Source organism: Microcoleus sp. B5-D4 (assembly GCF_036705145.1).
In the GTDB taxonomy this organism is placed as follows: domain Bacteria; phylum Cyanobacteriota; class Cyanobacteriia; order Cyanobacteriales; family Microcoleaceae; genus Microcoleus.
In genome coordinates, this window is record NZ_JAUBTV010000068.1 from 1 (window position 1) to 17,474 (window position 17,474).

Genomic DNA, 17,474 nt, shown 5'->3' on the forward strand with positions numbered 1-17,474 from the left:
AGCGGCGATGAATGATGACTATATGATGCAGATTCTCAAGTGCTTGTGTCAAGCCTGATTAAGATGCTCTTACCCTGGGTGTTGTGGCTGTGGGAAAATTTGTCGGCTTTAAGTTTAAGCCTTGGCAGGCGGTTGGTATGGCTAAAAACATCGGCAATGCTGCTAAATTCCTGGGGCCAGCTCTAGCACTTGTTTCAGTAGGACTAGATATTTTACAAATGCAACAGGAACATGAGCGAGAAAAGCAAATGTCTGATGTTCGTCGCGATATTACGAGTCAATTTCAATTAATAGCAAAAGACTTGGAAAATCAAATTGAAATACAGCTCTTTGAATGTGAGCAACAAGTTTACGGAGAGATTGAGAAGCAAATTGCAGCCGCTCGTCAGGAGGGAGAGGAAGCGATTTCTGCTTCTAATACTTGGGTAAAACAACTGGCAGAAATCCGTAAGGATTTTGACGCGATTATCCAGTACATCACGAAGGCAACAGCTAATCCGAATACTTGAAGCTGAAAAAGTGCGATCGCCCTTACGTCCCAACTTGTCCCAAAGCGCGATCGCGCCTCTTCCCCTGTACTTGCAAAAAAATTACATCCAAGATAAACTAGGAAATAGAAACTAAGCAACCTCTGATGCTGAAAGCAAAAATATAATGAAAACTAAAAGCTTCACAGTCATCATTTACAAAGAAGAAGATATGTACATTGCCGAATGTCCAGAAGTCGGCACAATTGACCAAGGCGAAACCATAGAACAAGCGATCGCCAATCTCAAAGAAGCTACAAGGCTCTATCTCGAAGAGTGTCCTTTACCCGACGAAATCACTCCCAGGTTTGTAACTAGCATAGAGGTTAGCTATGCCTAGGTTGCCCAGAATATCAAGCCTAGAAGTAATTCGCGTACTAGAGCGTTTAGACTTTTATCAAGCCCGACAAACGGGTAGTTACGTTGTCCTTAAAAAGCCTCTTCCAGACGGAGAAATTGTTTGCGTTGTGCCACTCCACCGCGAGTTAAAAATTGGTACTCTCAGCGGTGTTCTAAAGCAAGCAAAGGTCACACCTGATGAGTTTATAGCTAATTTATAAGTGAGAATAAACGGGTTTCCCAGTAGATGAGTTTTTGTAGCTTGTAGGGGTCGATCGCGATCGTAATGAAATAGCTATCGCCCTTACATCCCAACTTGTCACAAAGTGCGATCGCCCCTACATGAATTATTCAAACTAACTCCGACACACTCAGCCGCCCTTCTACGGGTTCATACTCATCCAGCTCATTAAATTTTTTATCTCTTTTTTTTGCCCTAACGCTAATTGATGAAATGAAGACCATGCAGTGACTATATGTAGCGCTTTTTGCTGGTCATTTCGGTCATAAGATTGTTTCATTGTTTTGCCATCAATGGCAATCACGTTTAGTTCTAATTCCCCGACTATCGCATTTACCCAACTCAAAAAACATTCTTGAAACTGCTGCGGTTCAATTCGGGCAAATAAGGAGACTAAACCTGTCATGAGATGGTATACCATTCGGTAATTATAGAAAGCTTTTTAACCATTCATATTTGGCGTTACCATAGGCTTCTATTGCCACCAATCCGTCGGCACCGCTGATGATAGCTAGAATCGCAATCGATCTAATATCTTTGAGCAAATCTTATTTACTTCTTTCTATTTTTTGGTCGTTCAAGGTGGCAAAATATTTTAAAAAAATGGCAGTTAAAATATTCACTGAAGACAATGAATTTATTTGTTTGTGTTGGCAAGTTACAGTTTTACTAAAACCTCTTGCCATTGATAACACTCATGAACTAGAATAAACTACACAAAAAAAATAGTCGCAGATAACTGTAGCATATTTTGGGTTAAAGTTAAGATACGTTTACCCTGAATCTTAAATCTAAAATCTAAAATCGTATGACTGATTATAAAGGCGATCGACAAACTAGCAATTTAGCAGCTATTCACCAACAAATCAATTGGCTTCAGCAACAGCCAGACGGCATCCTCTTTCAACAAAACTCCGGCGACAACTGCATCGCAGTAAAAAAAATAAACTCAGTTCTACTACTGCTTTTAGCAGACAGAGAAACCTTAATCACAAATGTAGCTCAATCAATCCTAGACCTCAACAATCCACTAAATTTAATCTTTCCCTATTCCCGATCCGTGCTGCTAGCATTAGTCTGGAAAACTCACCCAAAAAAAATCTATGTAATTGGATTTGGTGGCGGCACCCTCCCCAGATTTTTTCACCACTATTTCCCTAACGCCATAGTCGAATGTACAGATATTGACCAAAAAGTAGTCGAAGTAGCTCAAAAATTTTTTGGCATTCAATTCGACGACAGACTCAAAGTAGCCATTCAAGACGGGCGCGAATATCTAGCCCAACAAAATTCCACAGTAAAAAACGATATAATTATCGTGGATGCTGGTTTTGGCAGCGGCTATATGCCCTATAAATTGGTGACACAAGAATTTTACCAACTGTGCAAAACTCGCTTGTCAAGCGCAGGTGTTCTAGTTGTCCACCTGTTCCACAAACAAGAGTTTAATGCGGCAGCGGTGAAAACAATTCAAACTGTGTTCGCACAAGTTTATATATGCAATTTAGAAGCCGGCAACAGCGTTGTCATTGCGACTAATGCTCCCGATTTAGCTAAAAATGAAATTTTCTTGAAAGCCGAACTTATTCAAGATTTCCACAATTTAGGATTTTCCTTAATAGAAATTTCGCTCCAGCTAAAAAAAGTAGCCCAATTGCCGGAATGGGTGAAAATTTGGGAAACGCTGCCAATTTTTACAGATGCTGAAATACCCGCCGGATATTTGGACTGATAAATATACACAATTAGGGCTGTTAACGGCATCCGACAAAAAACTCTAATTGTAGGGTGCTTATGGGGGTATCATCGGGCTGTAGGGTGTTTAGGGGCCCAGCATCCCTATGTCTGTAGCAAATCCCCATCAGTCAAAAGTTGACACTAGGAAATATCGCTCTAAAAAATACTTGACAGTGAAAATCTGGCAGTGTAGTATAGAAGTAGTGCATAGAATGAAAAACATGAGACTAAAAAGTTGGGAGTCTCCTCGCAGCGAGGGTAGAAACTCCAAAGGTAAAGGCGGCTCAGCCAGGGCTCGGCAACTCAAAAAGCAACAGCAAACTCTGCGAAAACAGTTAAAAGCTCAACACGATCGACAAAACGATCGACAAAACGATCGACAAAACCACCCACAAAACCACCCACAAAACCATCAAGGGAAGGAAACCCATAATTCCTTCCCTTTTTTTGTATCTTTCCGCCGCTCAATCCCGCTGAATGTTCGGACAAATCGTGCTACTAATGCTCGCCTCGGAGGGTTGCTCTTGCCAGCAGTTGAGAATGCCTAGCAACTCCCTCTTCAAAGTTTCTAAGGCTGCAATTTGCACAGAAATTTCCTCTACCTTAGCCGTGAGATGCTGCTTCGCTTCAGAGCAAGGCAACTCTCCCCGATCGCGAACCTGTAAAATATCCTTAATCTCCTGAAGGCTCAAACCCAGAGCCTGAGAGCGTTTAATAAACGCCAACCTATTAAATACCGTTTCGCCAAACAAGCGATAACCAGCGGGCGATCGCTCCACCGCAGGAGACAGCAAGCCCATCTCCTCATAGTAACGAACAGTTTTCACCGACAAACCACTAAAGGCAGCTACAGAGCCAATTTTGTACAGTTTCTCGGCAACAGAAATATTCATAAACCAAGCATCCAAGATCGAAATACTTTCTTGCCCTATCTTTTAGTGCCGACACTTTTTTGCTAACAAATGCTAACAAACATATAAGTTAAGAGAATCTCTCAACAAAGGCGTGTCAACCAATGCCCGCAGGAAAATCCCGCGAGCACCATTTAAATCCCGATCCATCTTCAGCCCGGTGGCTGCGGACTTAATAGTTCTAGCGCCACCTAGATTTTTGACAATTTCGCCCGTCCATGACACAGTTTTTGACGTGTAAGCTTCGTTGCAGTCAATTACGAGTTTTGAATTTTCCCAAGCTTTCCACTTTAGGAAAGTCTTGAACTCGCAATGGCTCAAGGTTAACATTTGTCGCACCGTTTTATTCCTTATTTTACGGCGGGACTTAGACACCATCTGAGAAGTCTCGAACGTAGGTAGTAAGATTACATCAAAATTATCTACTAAAAACTTAGCTACTTTGTGATGCAACTCTCTAACCAAATTCTTGATTTTACAACGAAGCCTACTGGCTGCTTTCTTGAATCTTCTTTTCTGCCGGCTGGGGGCTTTAGAGATTTTCGATATCAACTTGTCTAGCCGAAAACACAATTTCTGGATGTACAAATTAGAATTATTTCCGAGCCAGCCATAGGAATCTTCAGAGAAAAACGTTATGAACGTGCGGACACCGGGATCTAAGGCAACAAGCCGACCTTGGTTATCGGTCTTGGCTTGTTGCACTTCTTCAGAAACAACTAGGTAGTATTCTCCATAACCGAGAGTTAACCTTCCATCGCTGAAATTTTCAGGCAAAGATTCTGTTAACCGACACTTACCTAGAATGGAATGGTAGACGCCGCAATATTTTATAGCCGACTTCGGCACATATATAGATTGTCTAGTATCTTTTCTGCTGCGAAATTTGCATTTGCGGATTTGCCCATCTTTTTTAAAACCTTGCTTAGCTGCTTTGACTGCTGAGCAAGCATCTTTGATGGCAATCGATTTGATCTGGAAAGGTACAGGTTTTGCCCATTCTGGTAAACTGTTGAGTATTCCAGTTTTGATCGTCATCCAGTTAGCTTTCGTGCCTGGTTCTTGGAGGTATTTGATGGTCGTGTTGTAAACAAAACGACTCACTCCAAACCACTGCCTGATTAAAGCTTTTTGTTCAGGACTTAGGAATAGACGGATCTTCCTTGATCTTCTTGCTGTAACTTCTGAGTCCGTGCATTCTACAACTGAAGACGTGAAGGATGGCAAGAAGATCGCTTGTGAGTTCGGCTTCTGTGCAGTGAACAGTTCGGTCAAGAACCAGGATTTGTCCACCGTTTTGTTGGGCCATGAACTCGAATAATTCAAATCCGAACCTGCACAATCTGTGGCGACAGGCAACAACAACCGTAAGTTGTTCGCCTCGCATAAATCTGACCAGTAGGGCTTGCAGTCCTTTTCTTTTGAAGTTGAGTCCCGACCCGATATCTTGGATGATTTCGGCGTCGGGGTATTGCTGTCGCATGAAGTCAACTTGCCGGGTGAGATCGTCTCGCTGCTTCGGTGAGCTGACGCGACAGTAGCAAACAACGGTAGTTCTAATTGCACCGCGCTGGTAGGACTCGACATCGTAGAGTCGTTGCCCTGCTTCGTTTTTGATGCTTTTGATCTTCCCGGAGTCCGCATATTTTCTTAATGTGTGTGGATGCAAGCCCAGAAATTCGACTGCTTTTCTGAGTGGTATGTACGCCATGCAGCCAATAGTAGCATACATTAACAAATGTAAGCAAATACTTTACTGTGCGTCAACCTCCGATCCAGGGAGTCGATCGGCACCTCGCCCAGTCACCATTGCCCAGTAATCTTAATAAGGAGGATTTTTTTTAGACACGTTAAGCACTGGCAACTGAGGTCTAGAAGACTGAGGAGGAAGATAGTATTCGGGAGCAGGTGCGGTTTGTTCGGCTGCAGAGCGGTAAAATTGCCACCAGCGGAGAGCCATCGCCACCCCAGCAGTCCCCAGCCCAAAAGCCAATAAAGAGCCACTCGCACCCATGCTGCCGATGGCTGCATCGACAACGCCCACTGTCACAACAAAGCTGGTAATTGGTTCTCTACGGTAAGCTGACCTCAAAAGTCGCGTCCACGAAGCATTCATTTGGTTTTACTCTGTTCTATATTTATTTACAATCTCTAAAACTTAGAGTTGGCGGAACGATCGGGATTTCTAGCTCAAAGAGTAGCTTCACCTAAATTAATCTTCTCGCCTGTGGGGAATTGTACGGGAGCGAGGCAAAATTGCCAAGCTTGTCAAATCAAAATTCCACCCCATATATACCTCCAAAAGCCAGCTATTGCATTCGGGAACAGAACTCTCTCGACAGAGAAGTCGCTGGGCTTGTTTCTAATTAATATTTTAATCAATTCCCGAATTTGTCGCGGTCAGCAGAAGCCACACCCGCTGCCGTTCCAGTCAAGACAAAGTGTAAGGCTGACCGCGCCATTGCTAAAATTAGTTGAGACCTAACCAGGACAGCAAGCCCTGGCCTGTGACATACTCGATAATTAAAGTTAGAGAAAAACCGATCATCGCGGCTCGACCGTTAAGGCGTTCCGCGTAGCTGTTGAAACCAAACTTTGGCTGTTCCAGTTTGGGGGTGACGGTGGGTTGTAGTTGTGTCATTGCTTTGGGTACCTGGCGATCGACGCTATTCAAATGTGAAATCCAATGTTAGTTACAAATCTTAAACATTGCTACTTCTATTATAAAGAGGGTTAACCGCCGTCAACCGTCCCGGAAGAGAAAAAACTGCTGCCAACTAATGCCAATTAATTATACCCGCTCAAAATATGACTAATCAGTTAGATAACGATAAGCTTCCTGTCGCCGTACAGCGAGTAGCCTTTGCCCTTCGTACAACAGGCTGGGTTTGCTTCTGGGTACAGGTAGTGCTAGGGGTGGTAGCGGCGATCATTTTGCTCTTTGCCATCCCCTTCGCCCTCCCCAGGGCTACCGCCGGTGCGGGTTCAACCAGTGCCGGCACCGGCGGCGGCGTATTTTTTGCCATTTGCGGGCTGGCCGTACTCGCTTACAGCGTATATCGCTCTTTCCGCTTCACTCGTTTGTCGAGACAACTGCGATCGCCCGGTAACGCTGTCCGCCCCAAAAAAGCAGACACCATCAAAGAGGTGCGCCTGTCACTGATGAGCAACTTGTCAGGAATGGTGCTGACGCTGATCGGCGCAGAAGCCATCAGCGGCACGCTTTTAGCCAAATCTCTAGCTCAGCCGCAAGCCTTGTTCGGTGCCGCAGTTGATGTGGGCCGATTTATTCAGCCCCTAGATATATTTGTGGTACTCGCCAATACTCACGCCACTGTTGCCCATTTTGTCGGGATTTTCGGGGCTCTTTGGTTGCTCGATCGCATCCACAAGCAATAGTTATTGGTGAGGGGCAACCGATGCCCGATGCCCGATGCCCGATGCCCGATGCCCGATGCCCGATGCCCGATGCCCGATGCCCGATGCCCCACTCTCCCCCAACCCACATCCGGAATCACTGCCAAGCTGTCGAAGAACGTACTCAGATACCTTCTACGAAGACAACATGAATATCATGGCACTGAAACCCGAGGCTTATTTTGGGGTGACAGATCACCCAACTATTGAAATTTCTCAAGAAAGTTTTCGTTCTGTCCTAGGTCAAATAGAAGCTGAACTCCTCTGTAGCGACACCTATAGCCAAGCTCTAGCTAGCTTGCAAACAATGTTGGGCGAAGCAGCCTCCGCTGCCGAAATTTTAATTAGAGCAGTTAGCAGAGAAGCCGTCAAGCTCGCATTCGATCGATTTCCCAAACAAAACAAAATTGAACCGCAAGTAGCCCAAGAGAGTTTTACTGCTGTAAGTCCCGTCATTGAGACGGTGACAGAAATTCAAGAATTGGAGCCACCAGTAGCTGTTCCTGTCTTCTATTGGCGCAGCGCTAGTGTGGAAGCGCCGCCCCAAACCGAGTCCGACACTGAAACTTCCGATCGAGACACTAACACTTCTGAAGACAGCAAAGAAGCGCCCCAAGACGAAATTAAAGTCGAGTCGGCTCCACCTGCAACTGTCACTGTCCCCGGAAAATCCTTCCCAGGGTTCGGTTTTCCCAAAAAGCCGAAAAAACTCACCAAGGAAGAAGAAGCAGCTTTAGCCGTTCAAGAGCGAGAAGAGTGCCTGCGGGAGTTGGGTAAAGAATTGCGTAAGGGACGGCAAATTCGCTCCCTATCCCTGCTGCAACTCCACAGTCAAACTCTCGTGCCGGTGCACCACATCGAATCGATCGAAAATGGGGAAATCGACAAACTGCCCCAAGATATTTACGTTAGAGGTTTTATCCGCAGACTTGGCGACGCCTTGGGACTAGACGGTAGCGCTATGGCGAATGCTTTGCCCAAACCCGCTCCGACTCCAATTCCCAGTATGTATGTGTCTGTTTCCGATTCCGACTCAGGCGAAGGCTTTCAAATGCGTCCGGTGCATTTGTACATCGGCTACACCGCTTTGATGGCTGGGGCTGTAGGGGGTTTGGGTTGGCTGTCGCAGCAACCCGTGGTGCCAGGAGCACAGGCAGTACCTCAACCGCAGGTGACACCGCCAGCCTCAGTTGCACCGGCTCAGAAGACCCCAGAAAAAGCACCTCAACCGGGCTTGAAGAAGTCTAATAACGGGGGATTGAGGATGGGGGCTGACATGGCGCCGCCGGAGGTGATTTTTGGTTAGTGTGTGTCGGGCGAGCGATCGTCCGATAACTCTCTTGGCGCAGGTGAACTCTGAAACTCGGTTTCAGAGTTCACCTGCATAGGGATACTTGCTTGAAGAAATAAGTCCCGCAAAGCAAATACGGTTGAGATTGTAGTTCAATCCCCGCTTTTCATCTATCTGTAGAGTCAATTCTAAAATCTAAAATCTAAAATCTAAAATCTAAAATCGCCCGCCCGTGTACTCAAAGTGATTTTTCAACTGCATCAGGAAACCCGATATCTGCGATAAACTATCTATTTGACCACTCCTAAAAGAGGTTTCCCATAAGATGAGTTCCCCAGCCACCGCTGCTTTCTCCGATCTTGATCCGTTATCGACTCACTCGCCAACAGTCACGAGTTTGGCGGCACCAGACAGTGCTTTGGTAACGGCGGCTCAACTGCCACAAGCATCTTGGACAATAGAAGATAGTGAGAAACTCTACCGAATTCAAGGTTGGGGCGAACCGTATTTTTCGATCAATGCAGCCGGTCACGTTACAGTCTCTCCCAAGGGCGATCGCGGCGGTTCCCTGGACTTGTGCGAACTGGTAGAATCCCTAAAACAGCGAAATTTGGCTTTGCCCCTGCTGATTCGATTTTCTGATATTTTGGAAGACCGGATCGAGCGCTTAAATTCTTGTTTTGCCAGAGCGATCGCTCGGTACAATTACAAAAATGTCTATCGCGGTGTCTTTCCAGTAAAATGCAACCAGCACCGACAATTAATAGAAGATTTGGTGCGTTTCGGTCAACCCCATCACTTCGGACTGGAAGCCGGCTCGAAACCGGAATTAATGATAGCTTTGGCTACCTTAAAAAACCCAGGCGCTTTGTTAATTTGTAATGGTTACAAAGACCGCGAATACATAGAAACTGCTATTTTGGCGCAGCGACTAGGGCAAACTTCCGTAATTGTGCTGGAGCAAATAGAGGAAGTAGAACTCGCAATCGCCGCCAGCAAAGCATTAGGAATTAAACCGATTTTGGGAGTGCGAGCAAAACTCACTACTACAGGCGTTGGCCGCTGGGGAGGTTCCACGGGCGATCGGGCAAAATTTGGCTTGACAATTCCTGAAATTATCCGTGCAGTCGGCGAACTAGAAAAAGCTGGAATGCTCGACTGTTTGCAGTTACTGCACTTCCACATCGGCTCTCAAATTTCCTCAATTAGCGTCATCAAAGACGCCATTCGAGAAGCCAGCCACATTTATGTAGAATTAGCTAAATTGGGAGCTAATATGAACTACTTGGACGTAGGCGGTGGACTCGGCGTTGACTACGACGGGTCTAAAACCAACTTCCACGCTTCCAAAAACTACAATATGCAAAACTACGCTAACGACGTAGTAGCGGGAGTGAAAGATGCCTGCGACGAGCGCAAAATCCCGGTTCCCATTATCATTAGCGAAAGCGGGCGGGCGATCGCTTCTCACCAATCAGTGTTAGTTTTTGACGTACTCGGTACTAGCGATGTCCCCAGAGAAGTACCAGAACCAGTAGATGAAAACGCGCACCAAATTCCGCGCAATCTCTACGAAATTTACCAATCTATCAGTCCCGAAAATTACCAAGAAGTTTATCACGATGCTATCCAATTCAAGGAAGAAGCAGTCAGTTTATTTAACTTAGGCTATTTGGGAATTGCGGAACGGGCGAAAACCGAACAGTTGTACTGGGCTTGCTGCGATAAGATACAGACGATCGCGCGGCAAAAAGAATATGTATCGGACGATTTGGAAGATTTAGAAAAGGTGATGGCGTCCATTTATTACATCAACTTATCGGTTTTTCAGTCAGTACCAGACAGTTGGGCAATTAACCAATTGTTCCCAATAATGCCAATTAACCGACTCGACGAAGAACCAACTCAACGCGGTATTTTAGCCGATCTCACCTGCGACAGCGACGGCAAAATCGACCAATTCATCGATTTGCGAGATGTCAAGTCTGTGTTGGAACTGCATACTCTCAAACCTGGAGAACCTTACTATTTGGCGCTATTTTTGGGAGGTGCTTATCAAGAAATTATGGGCAACCTTCACAACTTATTCGGCGATGCTAATGCAGTTCACATTCAGCTAACACCTTCTGGCTATCATATCGAACACGTTGTGAAAGGAGACACGATGAAAGAAGTCCTCAGCTACGTACAGTATGATGCAGAAAATTTGGTGGAAAGCATCCGCCGTCAGACAGAAGCAGCTTTGCAGCAAAATAAAATTACTCTTTCCGAGGCTCAACTTTTGCTGCAAAATTACGAGCGGAGTCTCAGCCAATATACTTATCTTCAGTCTTAAAATGTAGGGTGTAACTGAGATGTTGCACCACTGTCAATAAGCCTTTTATGAACAGGCTTTCCGGCCTGTTCCACAAGAAAATCTACTCTTTGTGGAACAGGCATCTTGCCTGTTCTTGAGAATGGTGGAAGAGGTGAGGTGCAACCTAAGCACATTACCAGAATTAAAAGCTGAGATCATAAATGTAAAAGTAGGGTGCGCCTAGCGCACCTTACCTTGAGCAATTACCAATTAGCAATTAGCAATTAGCAATTATCCACCATTACCGAGAATTTCAGATATCGCGCGCCGCTCTTCTCCGTGTTGAGTCGGTAAAACTTGGCGAGCGTCAGTAATCAGCCAATCGAGAGCCGCCGCTTGCAAATCGATCGCAGCCCCGGTTTTATCAACGCAGTAGCGCCCGAACACCAGTTTGTCAACCAACCGCACCTCCGGGCCCAAACGGGAATACTCAAAAATCACGCTGTTTTCCACAGTGGCGCCACTGCAAAGCCAACAATTTGGGCCGATCATTGTCGGGCCGATAATTTTTGCTCCATCCTCAATGATCGTCATCCCGCCGATGTAAACAGGCCCAGTAATATCAACCTTATCCCAGTTGACAGCTACATTCAAACCAGCGTAAATGCCGGGGCGTACTTCAATTCCCGGAATCGAAACATTTTTAACTTGTCCCAGCAGCACGCTCTGAATTGCCCGCCAATAGTCAGGAACTTTGCCGATATCCACCCACTCAAAGTCCATGCTAATTCCGTAAAAAGGCGCGCCTTCTGCTACTAGCTTGGGAAATAACTGCGAACCGATATCGTATTCCTGGCCCGAAGGGATGTATTTGAATATTTCCGGTTCAAAAATATAAATACCAGTGTTAATGTCGGTACTCAGAGCTTCCTCTACAGAAGGTTTTTCTTGGAAATCTTTAATTTTGCCAGACTCGTCTGTTACCACCACTCCGTAACTGGGAACCTCCTCGCGGGGAACCGATTTCATAACAATAGTAGCGATCGCCCCTTTTTCCCGGTGCCACTTCACAGCAGCAGTCAAGTCCAAGTCAATCAAAGCGTCGCCGCACAGCACCACAAAAGTATCGTCAAAAAACGGCGAGAAATCCTGAATTCGTTTCATGCCACCAGCAGAACCGAGAGCCTCTCCAATCAGTTCTCCCTCCTCAATTCGCCCTTCAAAAGAATAGGCAATTTGTACCCCAAACTTTTGACCGTCGCGAAAGTAGTTTTCAATCACGTCTGCCAGGTGGGAAACATTGACCATAATCTGGTCAAATCCGTGCTGGCGGAGCAATTCAACCAAAAACTCCATCACTGGCTTTTGCAGGATGGGAATCATCGGTTTGGGTATTGTCTGAGTAATAGGACGGACGCGAGTGCCTTTACCGGCCGCCAGAATCATCGCTTTCATTATTAACTTCCTCAACCCTCTGTTAACTGATATCAACTGAACAATTAGATGCTAGCGGTTGCGCTCGAATCGATCGATCACAGCAAAATCCTGACCTCTTTATAGGCGACATCGTACCAGGCTATCAATCATTTATTCCGAATTTACCTGGATTTAAGAAACCAGGTATCGGGAACCAGCAATAATAACTTCACACTCCCGCTCTCCGCATCCGGGGCTCAGCAACAGAATGCCATAGAGCGAGATTCTGCCTGGAATCTTAACCGACGCAGTGGCATAGTTATTAGTTTCCTCCGAGAACCTAATACCCTGCAAGCTCAAAGCGCGCGGATTTTGAGGTCTTGGTAAAACTCCTCTTGAAGCAACTCTACTTTAGACTGAGCCGATAGCAGCAACAACGCCCAAAAAATACCCACGCGGTCATGATTTGGCAAGTGAACTTCCCCAGTCGATACCGGGTGTTCTGGGTTGACAGGAGAGTGCAAATCGTTATCATGCCAGAGTTCTAGCAATTTGTCCAAGTCCAGCCAACCCTCGTCAATTTCCGCCCCGCGCTGAGCCAGAAACCGTTCGAGTTCACTAGCAGTTTCTACGAGATTTTCTTGGTGAGCTAGCTCAAAGATAGCCTGGGCCGCTTGCGATCGCATTTTTGAGGTAGGGCGGCGCCGGGGGGTAACTGTCTCCTGCTCCATTGCTGCTTTCATTAGCTGCAACTGCTCAATCAGTTCTGGGAGAGTCACCGGGCGTTTTTGCGGTAGTTGAGCTACACCGCGACGGCGCAATTGCCGTTCTAAATGCTGCGGCAAGTGTCGCCCGCCTGAGTGCTCTGCGTCTTCTACTGCCGGCTCGTCGGCCGAGTCGGGATTCGCGGGGGGTTCGGAGAGGACGATACTTTCTGCTTTGAGCAAAACCAGCATTGAAGCGTACAAAAACGCTTGGCCGGAGTGGGACAAATCGGAGAAATCCTTACTCTGATCTGTATCGCAGGCGTTCGTAAGCTTGCTCAGACATCGATCGAACACTTCAATTACCTTAACGTCCCAAGGATCAATTTCTCCCCGTTCGGCTAGGTCAATTAAAATTGCGATCCCCTCGGAAATCGTTTCTAAGCCATCTTGGTCTCGGGAAACGGCCATTCGATTTTAGATTTTAGATTTTAGATTTTAGATTTTGCCTCTGAGAAAACCAGAGAGCATATCAAGTTAATTGGCAGTTATTTCAGCAGCTTTGGCCTCAATGGCTGCTATTTCTAAACTTATCGGTTCTGCACTTTCTAACAAAGGTTGTTTGCCTTCTACTTCGGCTTTATAGCGTTCAAGATTTTGTTCTAATTCCTGAATCCGCTGCTCTTTTTCGCGAACTTGGCGGAGTTGTTGGCGCGAGGCGAGGGTTCGCTGCATTCTCGACCACAGACTGAACAGCCACGCTAGTGTGGCTCCTAATCCGGTCGCTACAATTAGTTCTACGCACAGCGGAGCTTTAACTTGGACGCCTTCGATAACTTGAATGGCGACTGGCTGTGTATTTTCGATGCTGAATAATACTAGAGCCAAGCAAATCAGAAAGATGAAGAAGAAATTTAGCGATCGCATTTTCTCTGTTCCTAATTCTCAATTCAGGTTAAGCAAATTATTTACCACTTGTCAACTGTTTTTTGGCAGATATTCTCAGTTTTTTTTATAAAATCAAATCGGGTCAATTAACCATAATATCCGGGGAGGGGCGGGTTTATTGCAGCTCTGAGAGTTGATTGAAGAGATTGGTTAACCCGCCCCTGCAGGACATATCCTCTTTAGGTTTGACCGATGTTTTGCGGTTTCTTGCCGATTCCCAGTGCTGGCAATATTTGATATTTCAAAGCAATGCCCACCGCCACAAATAAGGCAATAATCAGCGCCCCAATTCCTACGGGACTGGGAATCCAGAATATCGCCTCCAAATAGTTAACTTCTCCGGGTTTCAGCTTCCACACTAACTGTTTTCCTTGCTGATAGCTTTCGGGAACCAGCGCACCGGCGACAGTTTCAATACTTTCTGCGCCCCAAGGCGTGTTCAAGCTAAAGTCTAGCTCCAAAAGTCCCCCCGGACTCAGCAGCAGACTGCCGTTAGAGGAAAGCAAAGAGAGAGAGCGCAAATCCAATTCCAAACTCAACCGATTTCTCAGCACCAATAACAAATTATTCTGCTTGACATTCAGGTGAGATTCAAACTTCGGCAAATCGGTTTCTAGCCGACTTGAAACCAGAGATTTTGTCGTTGGTGCGACGGGATTGTAAAATTGGTTGAACTTGTCTTGCAACTCTGCTCCATTATTGAAAGGAATCCTCACTAGAACTTCTGTGGGGGAAACCCGTTTAGTTTTTCCGTCCAGCAACCTCACCCGGCGTTCTACGCTTTTCAACCATTCTGCAACAGTTTCGCTGCTGAAGCTCGTCAACCTTTCCCCTAGTTTAATGTGCTGCACGATTTCGCCGCGAGTTTGACTCTCAAAGTTGACCCCGACATCGTACTGAACGCATCCAGTCACTAGAGTTAAAAGGCAAAAAACCAAAGGTAAAAGAAAGAAAAAGTGCTTTTTCTTCTTCCCAGTTCCATCCTTGACATTTTGCTCTTTCATTATATATTTTTCCCTATTTTTACCTATTTGCATGAATTAGCAAAGCGTTGAATTGCCGACACTGTTTCTATGTTTGTTTAACTGGTTCCTAGGCTCTGCCTGGGAACCCATGTCCAGACGCTTTGCCTCGCAAGCTTTCATCCAAATTCGAGGCAGAGCCTCATCATCTGTATTACCAGGCAGAGCCTGGTAACGAGTAAAACCGCACTGAACTTATTGCCTCGAAGCTACACCCAACTGTTGAAACAGCATACTTGGCAAATAGGCTGCACCGCCTACCCATTCGGCTTCGCTACTTAAATCTGCCAAATTTTTAAAGGCTTCAAAAATGCTGCCTGCCACCATTGTATTCTTGACGCGACCCACAATTTTGCCTTTTTCTACTTTATAGCCTAAGTCCAAATTGACAGAAAATTCGCCAGCTAACTGATTGGACTGACCGGCACCTAAAACCTGCTCTACTATTAGACCTTCGTCCATGCTAGCAATCAAGTCTTGAGTGGCGGTATTTCCTGGGGAAATGCAAAAGTTAGTCAAATCAGGGCCTGGGCGAGACAATCCGCCACGAAAACCGTTGCCGGTTGATTGTACACCGGCGCGAGCGGCCCACCTGCGATCCCAATAAAATCCGGTGACAGTACCTTTGTCTATCAAGACTTTGCGGGTGGTGGGTGTACCTTCGTCGTCAAAGGGACAAGCAGAAGGGCCTAAAGTGGGGTCTTCAAAAAAGGTAAAGCGTTCGTCAAATAAGGTTTCGCCGATTTTGTCGGCTAGGGGAGAGGCTTTTTGAACTACTGCTTGGCCTGAAAGGATGGTATCAAAGAGGCCGCCGAGGGTGCTAGCGGCGGCTCTGGGGGTAAATAATACTGGGTAGGAACCGCTGGCGATGGTGGCTGAATGTTCGGCGAGGCGGTATTTTTCGAGGAGTGATTGGAGGATGCTGTTGGTGTCCAGGGGACGATCGCGCGCTACGTCGTAACTGTATGCTTGCATAAAGTCTTCTCCCTTTACCAAATTGCCAGCAATAGTGCCGCTGACTATTTGGCTGCTTCTTTCGGCATACAAGTCTTGCGTCGTGGCAATTTTCACGCGGCCGCTGCGGACGTGGAAGCCGACATCTACCATAATATCGGGATTGTAGGCGTGAACTTGCTCGATCAGGTTTTTGCCGTTTTCCACTAATTCTTGAGTTGTGGGCGGAGTGTAGGTGGTTTCCGGGCCTTTTAGGTGGAAGCTGGAGGCGAGTTCAAATTCTGCGGGGTCGCCGATTTCGGCTGTTTGAATCGCTGCATCTACTAAATCGTCTATCCGCGTTAAATCTGTGGAACTAGCAAAACCGATTTTGCCGTGCGAAATCAGCCGCAGTGCTACGCCTTGCAGTGCTTTGGTTTGTAGGGATTTGAGGCGATTGTTTTCAAATTCGATGGGGGTGTCTTGACTCGACAGGTAGTATACTTCAGCAGCATCGGCGCGTTGAGATGCCAATTTCAAAATCTGGTCTACGGTTGAATCGCTCACAATAATAATAACCTGTTATGCTGTTCTTTTTTAATTTTAGCGATTGTCTCGCATGAAAATTGTCTCTATCACCCTTACCGGCAATAACGCCGACTTAATAGGAGCTGCTTTAGTCAGTGTCGTCCATTGGGTAGATGCTTGTATTGTAATTGATACCGGCGTCTCTGACGAAAGTCTAGCCATTGCCTCAGCCATTGCTAGAGAAAAATATGTAGAGCGCAAATTCGAGTGGGTATCAGACTTTGCTCTCGCTCGGAATTTTGGCTTTGATGTTGCCAAAGAAATAGAAGCTGATTGGGCAATTATCCTAGATACAGACGAACGCATTCACCTCGATCTAAATAATATTCGAGATGTAATAAATAGTCTAGTCGGTGACATTTTCCTGGTTTACGAAACTAACAGAACTTACTGCAAAGAAAAGTTGTTTAGAATCCCGACACCAGGAAAATATATCGGCGCGACTCACGAATACTTCGACGTGGGCATAGGAATTCGCACTTTTATGGAAGCGCTTGCATTTTCCGAAGTTCCAAAAACTGCTGCGGCTAGTTTAGCTAAATTTAACCGAGATTTAGAAATACTCAGCCGACTTGTGAAACAGGAACCAACTAATACTCGCTGGTTATTTTACTTGGGAGAAACTCTCAAAAGTTTAGGCAATAACCAACAGGCAATAATTGCTTATCGAGATTGTGCAAATTTGAACGGTTGGGACGAAGAAGCAGCTTGGGCTTGCTACCGAGAAGCGGAGTGTTTGCTGGCTTTAGAAGAGTGGCGAGAAGCCATTAATGCCTGTGCCAAAGGGTTGACCAAACACGCTGGAATTGCAGAATTAGCTTGGCTAGCAGCCTATGCGTCTTACTATGGAGGCTTGAACTCTCAAGCGATTAATTGGGCTTATTTGTCAATAGCAATGGGCAAACATCAAGGCTATGGCAAAGGTATTCAAAGGATAGGATTTCAATACCCGGAAGCACAGTATGAAAAACCTTACGATGTCCTGAAATATGCCTTGCTCCGCAGCGGAGATGAAGCGGGAGCTAAGTTGGCAGAACAACTTTATCAAAATGCTTACCAACTGCGGATGCGGAATTGTGGAATTGATAAGTAGGTTAAGCGAAG

General features: G+C 45.9%; 19 protein-coding genes and 1 pseudogene. 8 read left to right on the forward strand and 12 right to left on the reverse strand.

Annotation, left to right across the window (positions count from 1 at the left end; translation table 11 throughout):
* The first annotated feature begins 89 nt into the window (after positions 1–89).
* From QUB10_RS24930 to QUB10_RS24940, 3 genes are all read left to right on the forward strand, one after another.
* Positions 90–509, forward strand: a complete 420-nt coding sequence (locus QUB10_RS24930; protein ID WP_333205905.1) for a LeoA/HP0731 family dynamin-like GTPase — start codon at positions 90–92, stop codon at positions 507–509.
* 145 nt (positions 510–654) lie between these two features.
* Positions 655–867 (forward strand): type II toxin-antitoxin system HicB family antitoxin, encoded by a 213-nt coding sequence (locus QUB10_RS24935; RefSeq protein ID WP_333148509.1) that lies wholly within the window; start codon positions 655–657, stop codon positions 865–867.
* The gene (locus QUB10_RS24940) at positions 860–1,087 is read left to right on the forward strand and encodes a type II toxin-antitoxin system HicA family toxin (protein ID WP_333205906.1); all 228 of its coding nucleotides are present in this window, start codon (positions 860–862) and stop codon (positions 1,085–1,087) included. The genes QUB10_RS24935 and QUB10_RS24940 overlap by 8 nt, the downstream gene beginning before the upstream one ends.
* A 162-nt stretch (positions 1,088–1,249) precedes the next feature.
* On the opposite strand, the gene QUB10_RS24945 is transcribed toward QUB10_RS24940, so the two are convergent.
* Entirely contained in the window at positions 1,250–1,513 is a 264-nt protein-coding gene (locus QUB10_RS24945; RefSeq protein WP_333205907.1) for an ISAs1 family transposase, read from the reverse strand.
* Between the two features lie 402 nt (positions 1,514–1,915).
* Between QUB10_RS24945 and QUB10_RS24950 the strand changes: the two genes are divergently transcribed.
* Positions 1,916–2,839: a fused MFS/spermidine synthase gene (locus tag QUB10_RS24950; protein ID WP_333205908.1), complete on the forward strand. Its 924-nt coding sequence runs from the start codon at positions 1,916–1,918 to the stop codon at positions 2,837–2,839.
* Between the two features lie 469 nt (positions 2,840–3,308).
* Here QUB10_RS24950 and QUB10_RS24955 read toward each other — a convergent pair whose 3' ends face one another.
* The 6 genes and pseudogenes from QUB10_RS24955 to QUB10_RS24975 all read right to left on the reverse strand — a co-directional run bounded on the left by QUB10_RS24955 (position 3,309) and on the right by QUB10_RS24975 (position 6,396).
* Positions 3,309–3,737 carry a heavy metal-responsive transcriptional regulator gene (locus QUB10_RS24955; protein WP_333205909.1) on the reverse strand — a complete coding sequence of 143 codons (429 nt, stop codon included), beginning with the start codon at positions 3,735–3,737 and terminating at the stop codon, positions 3,309–3,311.
* A gap of 72 nt (positions 3,738–3,809) precedes the next feature.
* Positions 3,810–4,859 carry a transposase gene (locus QUB10_RS24960; RefSeq protein ID WP_333205910.1) on the reverse strand — a complete coding sequence of 350 codons (1,050 nt, stop codon included), beginning with the start codon at positions 4,857–4,859 and terminating at the stop codon, positions 3,810–3,812.
* A gap of 6 nt (positions 4,860–4,865) precedes the next feature.
* Positions 4,866–4,913: pseudogene (locus QUB10_RS34310) on the reverse strand (hypothetical protein); the annotation flags it as partial.
* Positions 4,891–5,466, reverse strand: coding sequence for an IS607 family transposase (locus QUB10_RS24965; RefSeq protein ID WP_333205911.1), 576 nt, complete (start codon positions 5,464–5,466; stop codon positions 4,891–4,893). The gene QUB10_RS24965 and the pseudogene QUB10_RS34310, both read right to left, overlap by 23 nt.
* 111 nt (positions 5,467–5,577) lie before the next feature.
* Positions 5,578–5,871: a hypothetical protein gene (locus tag QUB10_RS24970; RefSeq protein WP_333134164.1), complete on the reverse strand. Its 294-nt coding sequence runs from the start codon at positions 5,869–5,871 to the stop codon at positions 5,578–5,580.
* Positions 5,872–6,225: 354 nt separating this feature from the next.
* Positions 6,226–6,396 carry a hypothetical protein gene (locus QUB10_RS24975; RefSeq protein ID WP_172186391.1) on the reverse strand — a complete coding sequence of 57 codons (171 nt, stop codon included), beginning with the start codon at positions 6,394–6,396 and terminating at the stop codon, positions 6,226–6,228.
* A 167-nt stretch (positions 6,397–6,563) separates the two neighbouring features.
* On the opposite strand from QUB10_RS24975, the gene QUB10_RS24980 reads away from it, so the two are divergent.
* The 3 genes from QUB10_RS24980 (at position 6,564) to speA (ending at position 10,798) form a co-directional block, all read left to right on the forward strand.
* A complete protein-coding gene (locus tag QUB10_RS24980; protein WP_333205912.1) occupies positions 6,564–7,154 on the forward strand; it encodes a DUF3611 family protein in 591 nt (196 codons plus the stop codon).
* A gap of 175 nt (positions 7,155–7,329) precedes the next feature.
* Positions 7,330–8,478: a helix-turn-helix domain-containing protein gene (locus QUB10_RS24985; RefSeq protein WP_333205913.1), complete on the forward strand. Its 1,149-nt coding sequence runs from the start codon at positions 7,330–7,332 to the stop codon at positions 8,476–8,478.
* Between the two features lie 310 nt (positions 8,479–8,788).
* The gene (gene speA, locus QUB10_RS24990) at positions 8,789–10,798 is read left to right on the forward strand and encodes a biosynthetic arginine decarboxylase (RefSeq protein WP_333205914.1); all 2,010 of its coding nucleotides are present in this window, start codon (positions 8,789–8,791) and stop codon (positions 10,796–10,798) included.
* A gap of 252 nt (positions 10,799–11,050) precedes the next feature.
* Here speA and QUB10_RS24995 read toward each other — a convergent pair whose 3' ends face one another.
* The 5 genes from QUB10_RS24995 to QUB10_RS25015 all read right to left on the reverse strand — a co-directional run bounded on the left by QUB10_RS24995 (position 11,051) and on the right by QUB10_RS25015 (position 16,349).
* Positions 11,051–12,214, reverse strand: a complete 1,164-nt coding sequence (locus QUB10_RS24995) for an NDP-sugar synthase (RefSeq protein ID WP_333156524.1) — start codon at positions 12,212–12,214, stop codon at positions 11,051–11,053.
* A gap of 317 nt (positions 12,215–12,531) precedes the next feature.
* Entirely contained in the window at positions 12,532–13,350 is an 819-nt protein-coding gene (locus tag QUB10_RS25000; RefSeq protein WP_333205915.1) for a segregation/condensation protein A, read from the reverse strand.
* A gap of 66 nt (positions 13,351–13,416) precedes the next feature.
* Positions 13,417–13,806 (reverse strand): LapA family protein, encoded by a 390-nt coding sequence (locus QUB10_RS25005; protein WP_333205916.1) that lies wholly within the window; start codon positions 13,804–13,806, stop codon positions 13,417–13,419.
* A gap of 200 nt (positions 13,807–14,006) precedes the next feature.
* Positions 14,007–14,831, reverse strand: a complete 825-nt coding sequence (locus QUB10_RS25010; protein WP_333205917.1) for a DUF3153 domain-containing protein — start codon at positions 14,829–14,831, stop codon at positions 14,007–14,009.
* 213 nt (positions 14,832–15,044) lie between these two features.
* Positions 15,045–16,349, reverse strand: a complete 1,305-nt coding sequence (locus tag QUB10_RS25015; protein WP_333205918.1) for a metallopeptidase TldD-related protein — start codon at positions 16,347–16,349, stop codon at positions 15,045–15,047.
* Between the two features lie 52 nt (positions 16,350–16,401).
* Between QUB10_RS25015 and QUB10_RS25020 the strand changes: the two genes are divergently transcribed.
* The gene (locus tag QUB10_RS25020) at positions 16,402–17,463 is read left to right on the forward strand and encodes a hypothetical protein (RefSeq protein WP_333205919.1); all 1,062 of its coding nucleotides are present in this window, start codon (positions 16,402–16,404) and stop codon (positions 17,461–17,463) included.
* Positions 17,464–17,474: the final 11 nt, after the last annotated feature.

Coding starts and splice junctions, on each gene's coding strand:
- QUB10_RS24935 (WP_333148509.1), top strand. CDS start 655: ATGAAAACTAAAAGCTTCACAGTCATCATTTACAAAGAAGAAGATATG.
- QUB10_RS24940 (WP_333205906.1), top strand. CDS start 860: ATGCCTAGGTTGCCCAGAATATCAAGCCTAGAAGTAATTCGCGTACTA.
- QUB10_RS24945 (WP_333205907.1), bottom strand. CDS start 1,513: ATGACAGGTTTAGTCTCCTTATTTGCCCGAATTGAACCGCAGCAGTTT.
- QUB10_RS24950 (WP_333205908.1), top strand. CDS start 1,916: ATGACTGATTATAAAGGCGATCGACAAACTAGCAATTTAGCAGCTATT.
- QUB10_RS24955 (WP_333205909.1), bottom strand. CDS start 3,737: ATGAATATTTCTGTTGCCGAGAAACTGTACAAAATTGGCTCTGTAGCT.
- QUB10_RS24965 (WP_333205911.1), bottom strand. CDS start 5,466: ATGGCGTACATACCACTCAGAAAAGCAGTCGAATTTCTGGGCTTGCAT.
- QUB10_RS24970 (WP_333134164.1), bottom strand. CDS start 5,871: ATGAATGCTTCGTGGACGCGACTTTTGAGGTCAGCTTACCGTAGAGAA.
- QUB10_RS24975 (WP_172186391.1), bottom strand. CDS start 6,396: ATGACACAACTACAACCCACCGTCACCCCCAAACTGGAACAGCCAAAG.
- QUB10_RS24980 (WP_333205912.1), top strand. CDS start 6,564: ATGACTAATCAGTTAGATAACGATAAGCTTCCTGTCGCCGTACAGCGA.
- QUB10_RS24985 (WP_333205913.1), top strand. CDS start 7,330: ATGGCACTGAAACCCGAGGCTTATTTTGGGGTGACAGATCACCCAACT.
- speA (WP_333205914.1), top strand. CDS start 8,789: ATGAGTTCCCCAGCCACCGCTGCTTTCTCCGATCTTGATCCGTTATCG.
- QUB10_RS24995 (WP_333156524.1), bottom strand. CDS start 12,214: ATGAAAGCGATGATTCTGGCGGCCGGTAAAGGCACTCGCGTCCGTCCT.
- QUB10_RS25000 (WP_333205915.1), bottom strand. CDS start 13,350: ATGGCCGTTTCCCGAGACCAAGATGGCTTAGAAACGATTTCCGAGGGG.
- QUB10_RS25005 (WP_333205916.1), bottom strand. CDS start 13,806: ATGCGATCGCTAAATTTCTTCTTCATCTTTCTGATTTGCTTGGCTCTA.
- QUB10_RS25010 (WP_333205917.1), bottom strand. CDS start 14,831: ATGAAAGAGCAAAATGTCAAGGATGGAACTGGGAAGAAGAAAAAGCAC.
- QUB10_RS25020 (WP_333205919.1), top strand. CDS start 16,402: ATGAAAATTGTCTCTATCACCCTTACCGGCAATAACGCCGACTTAATA.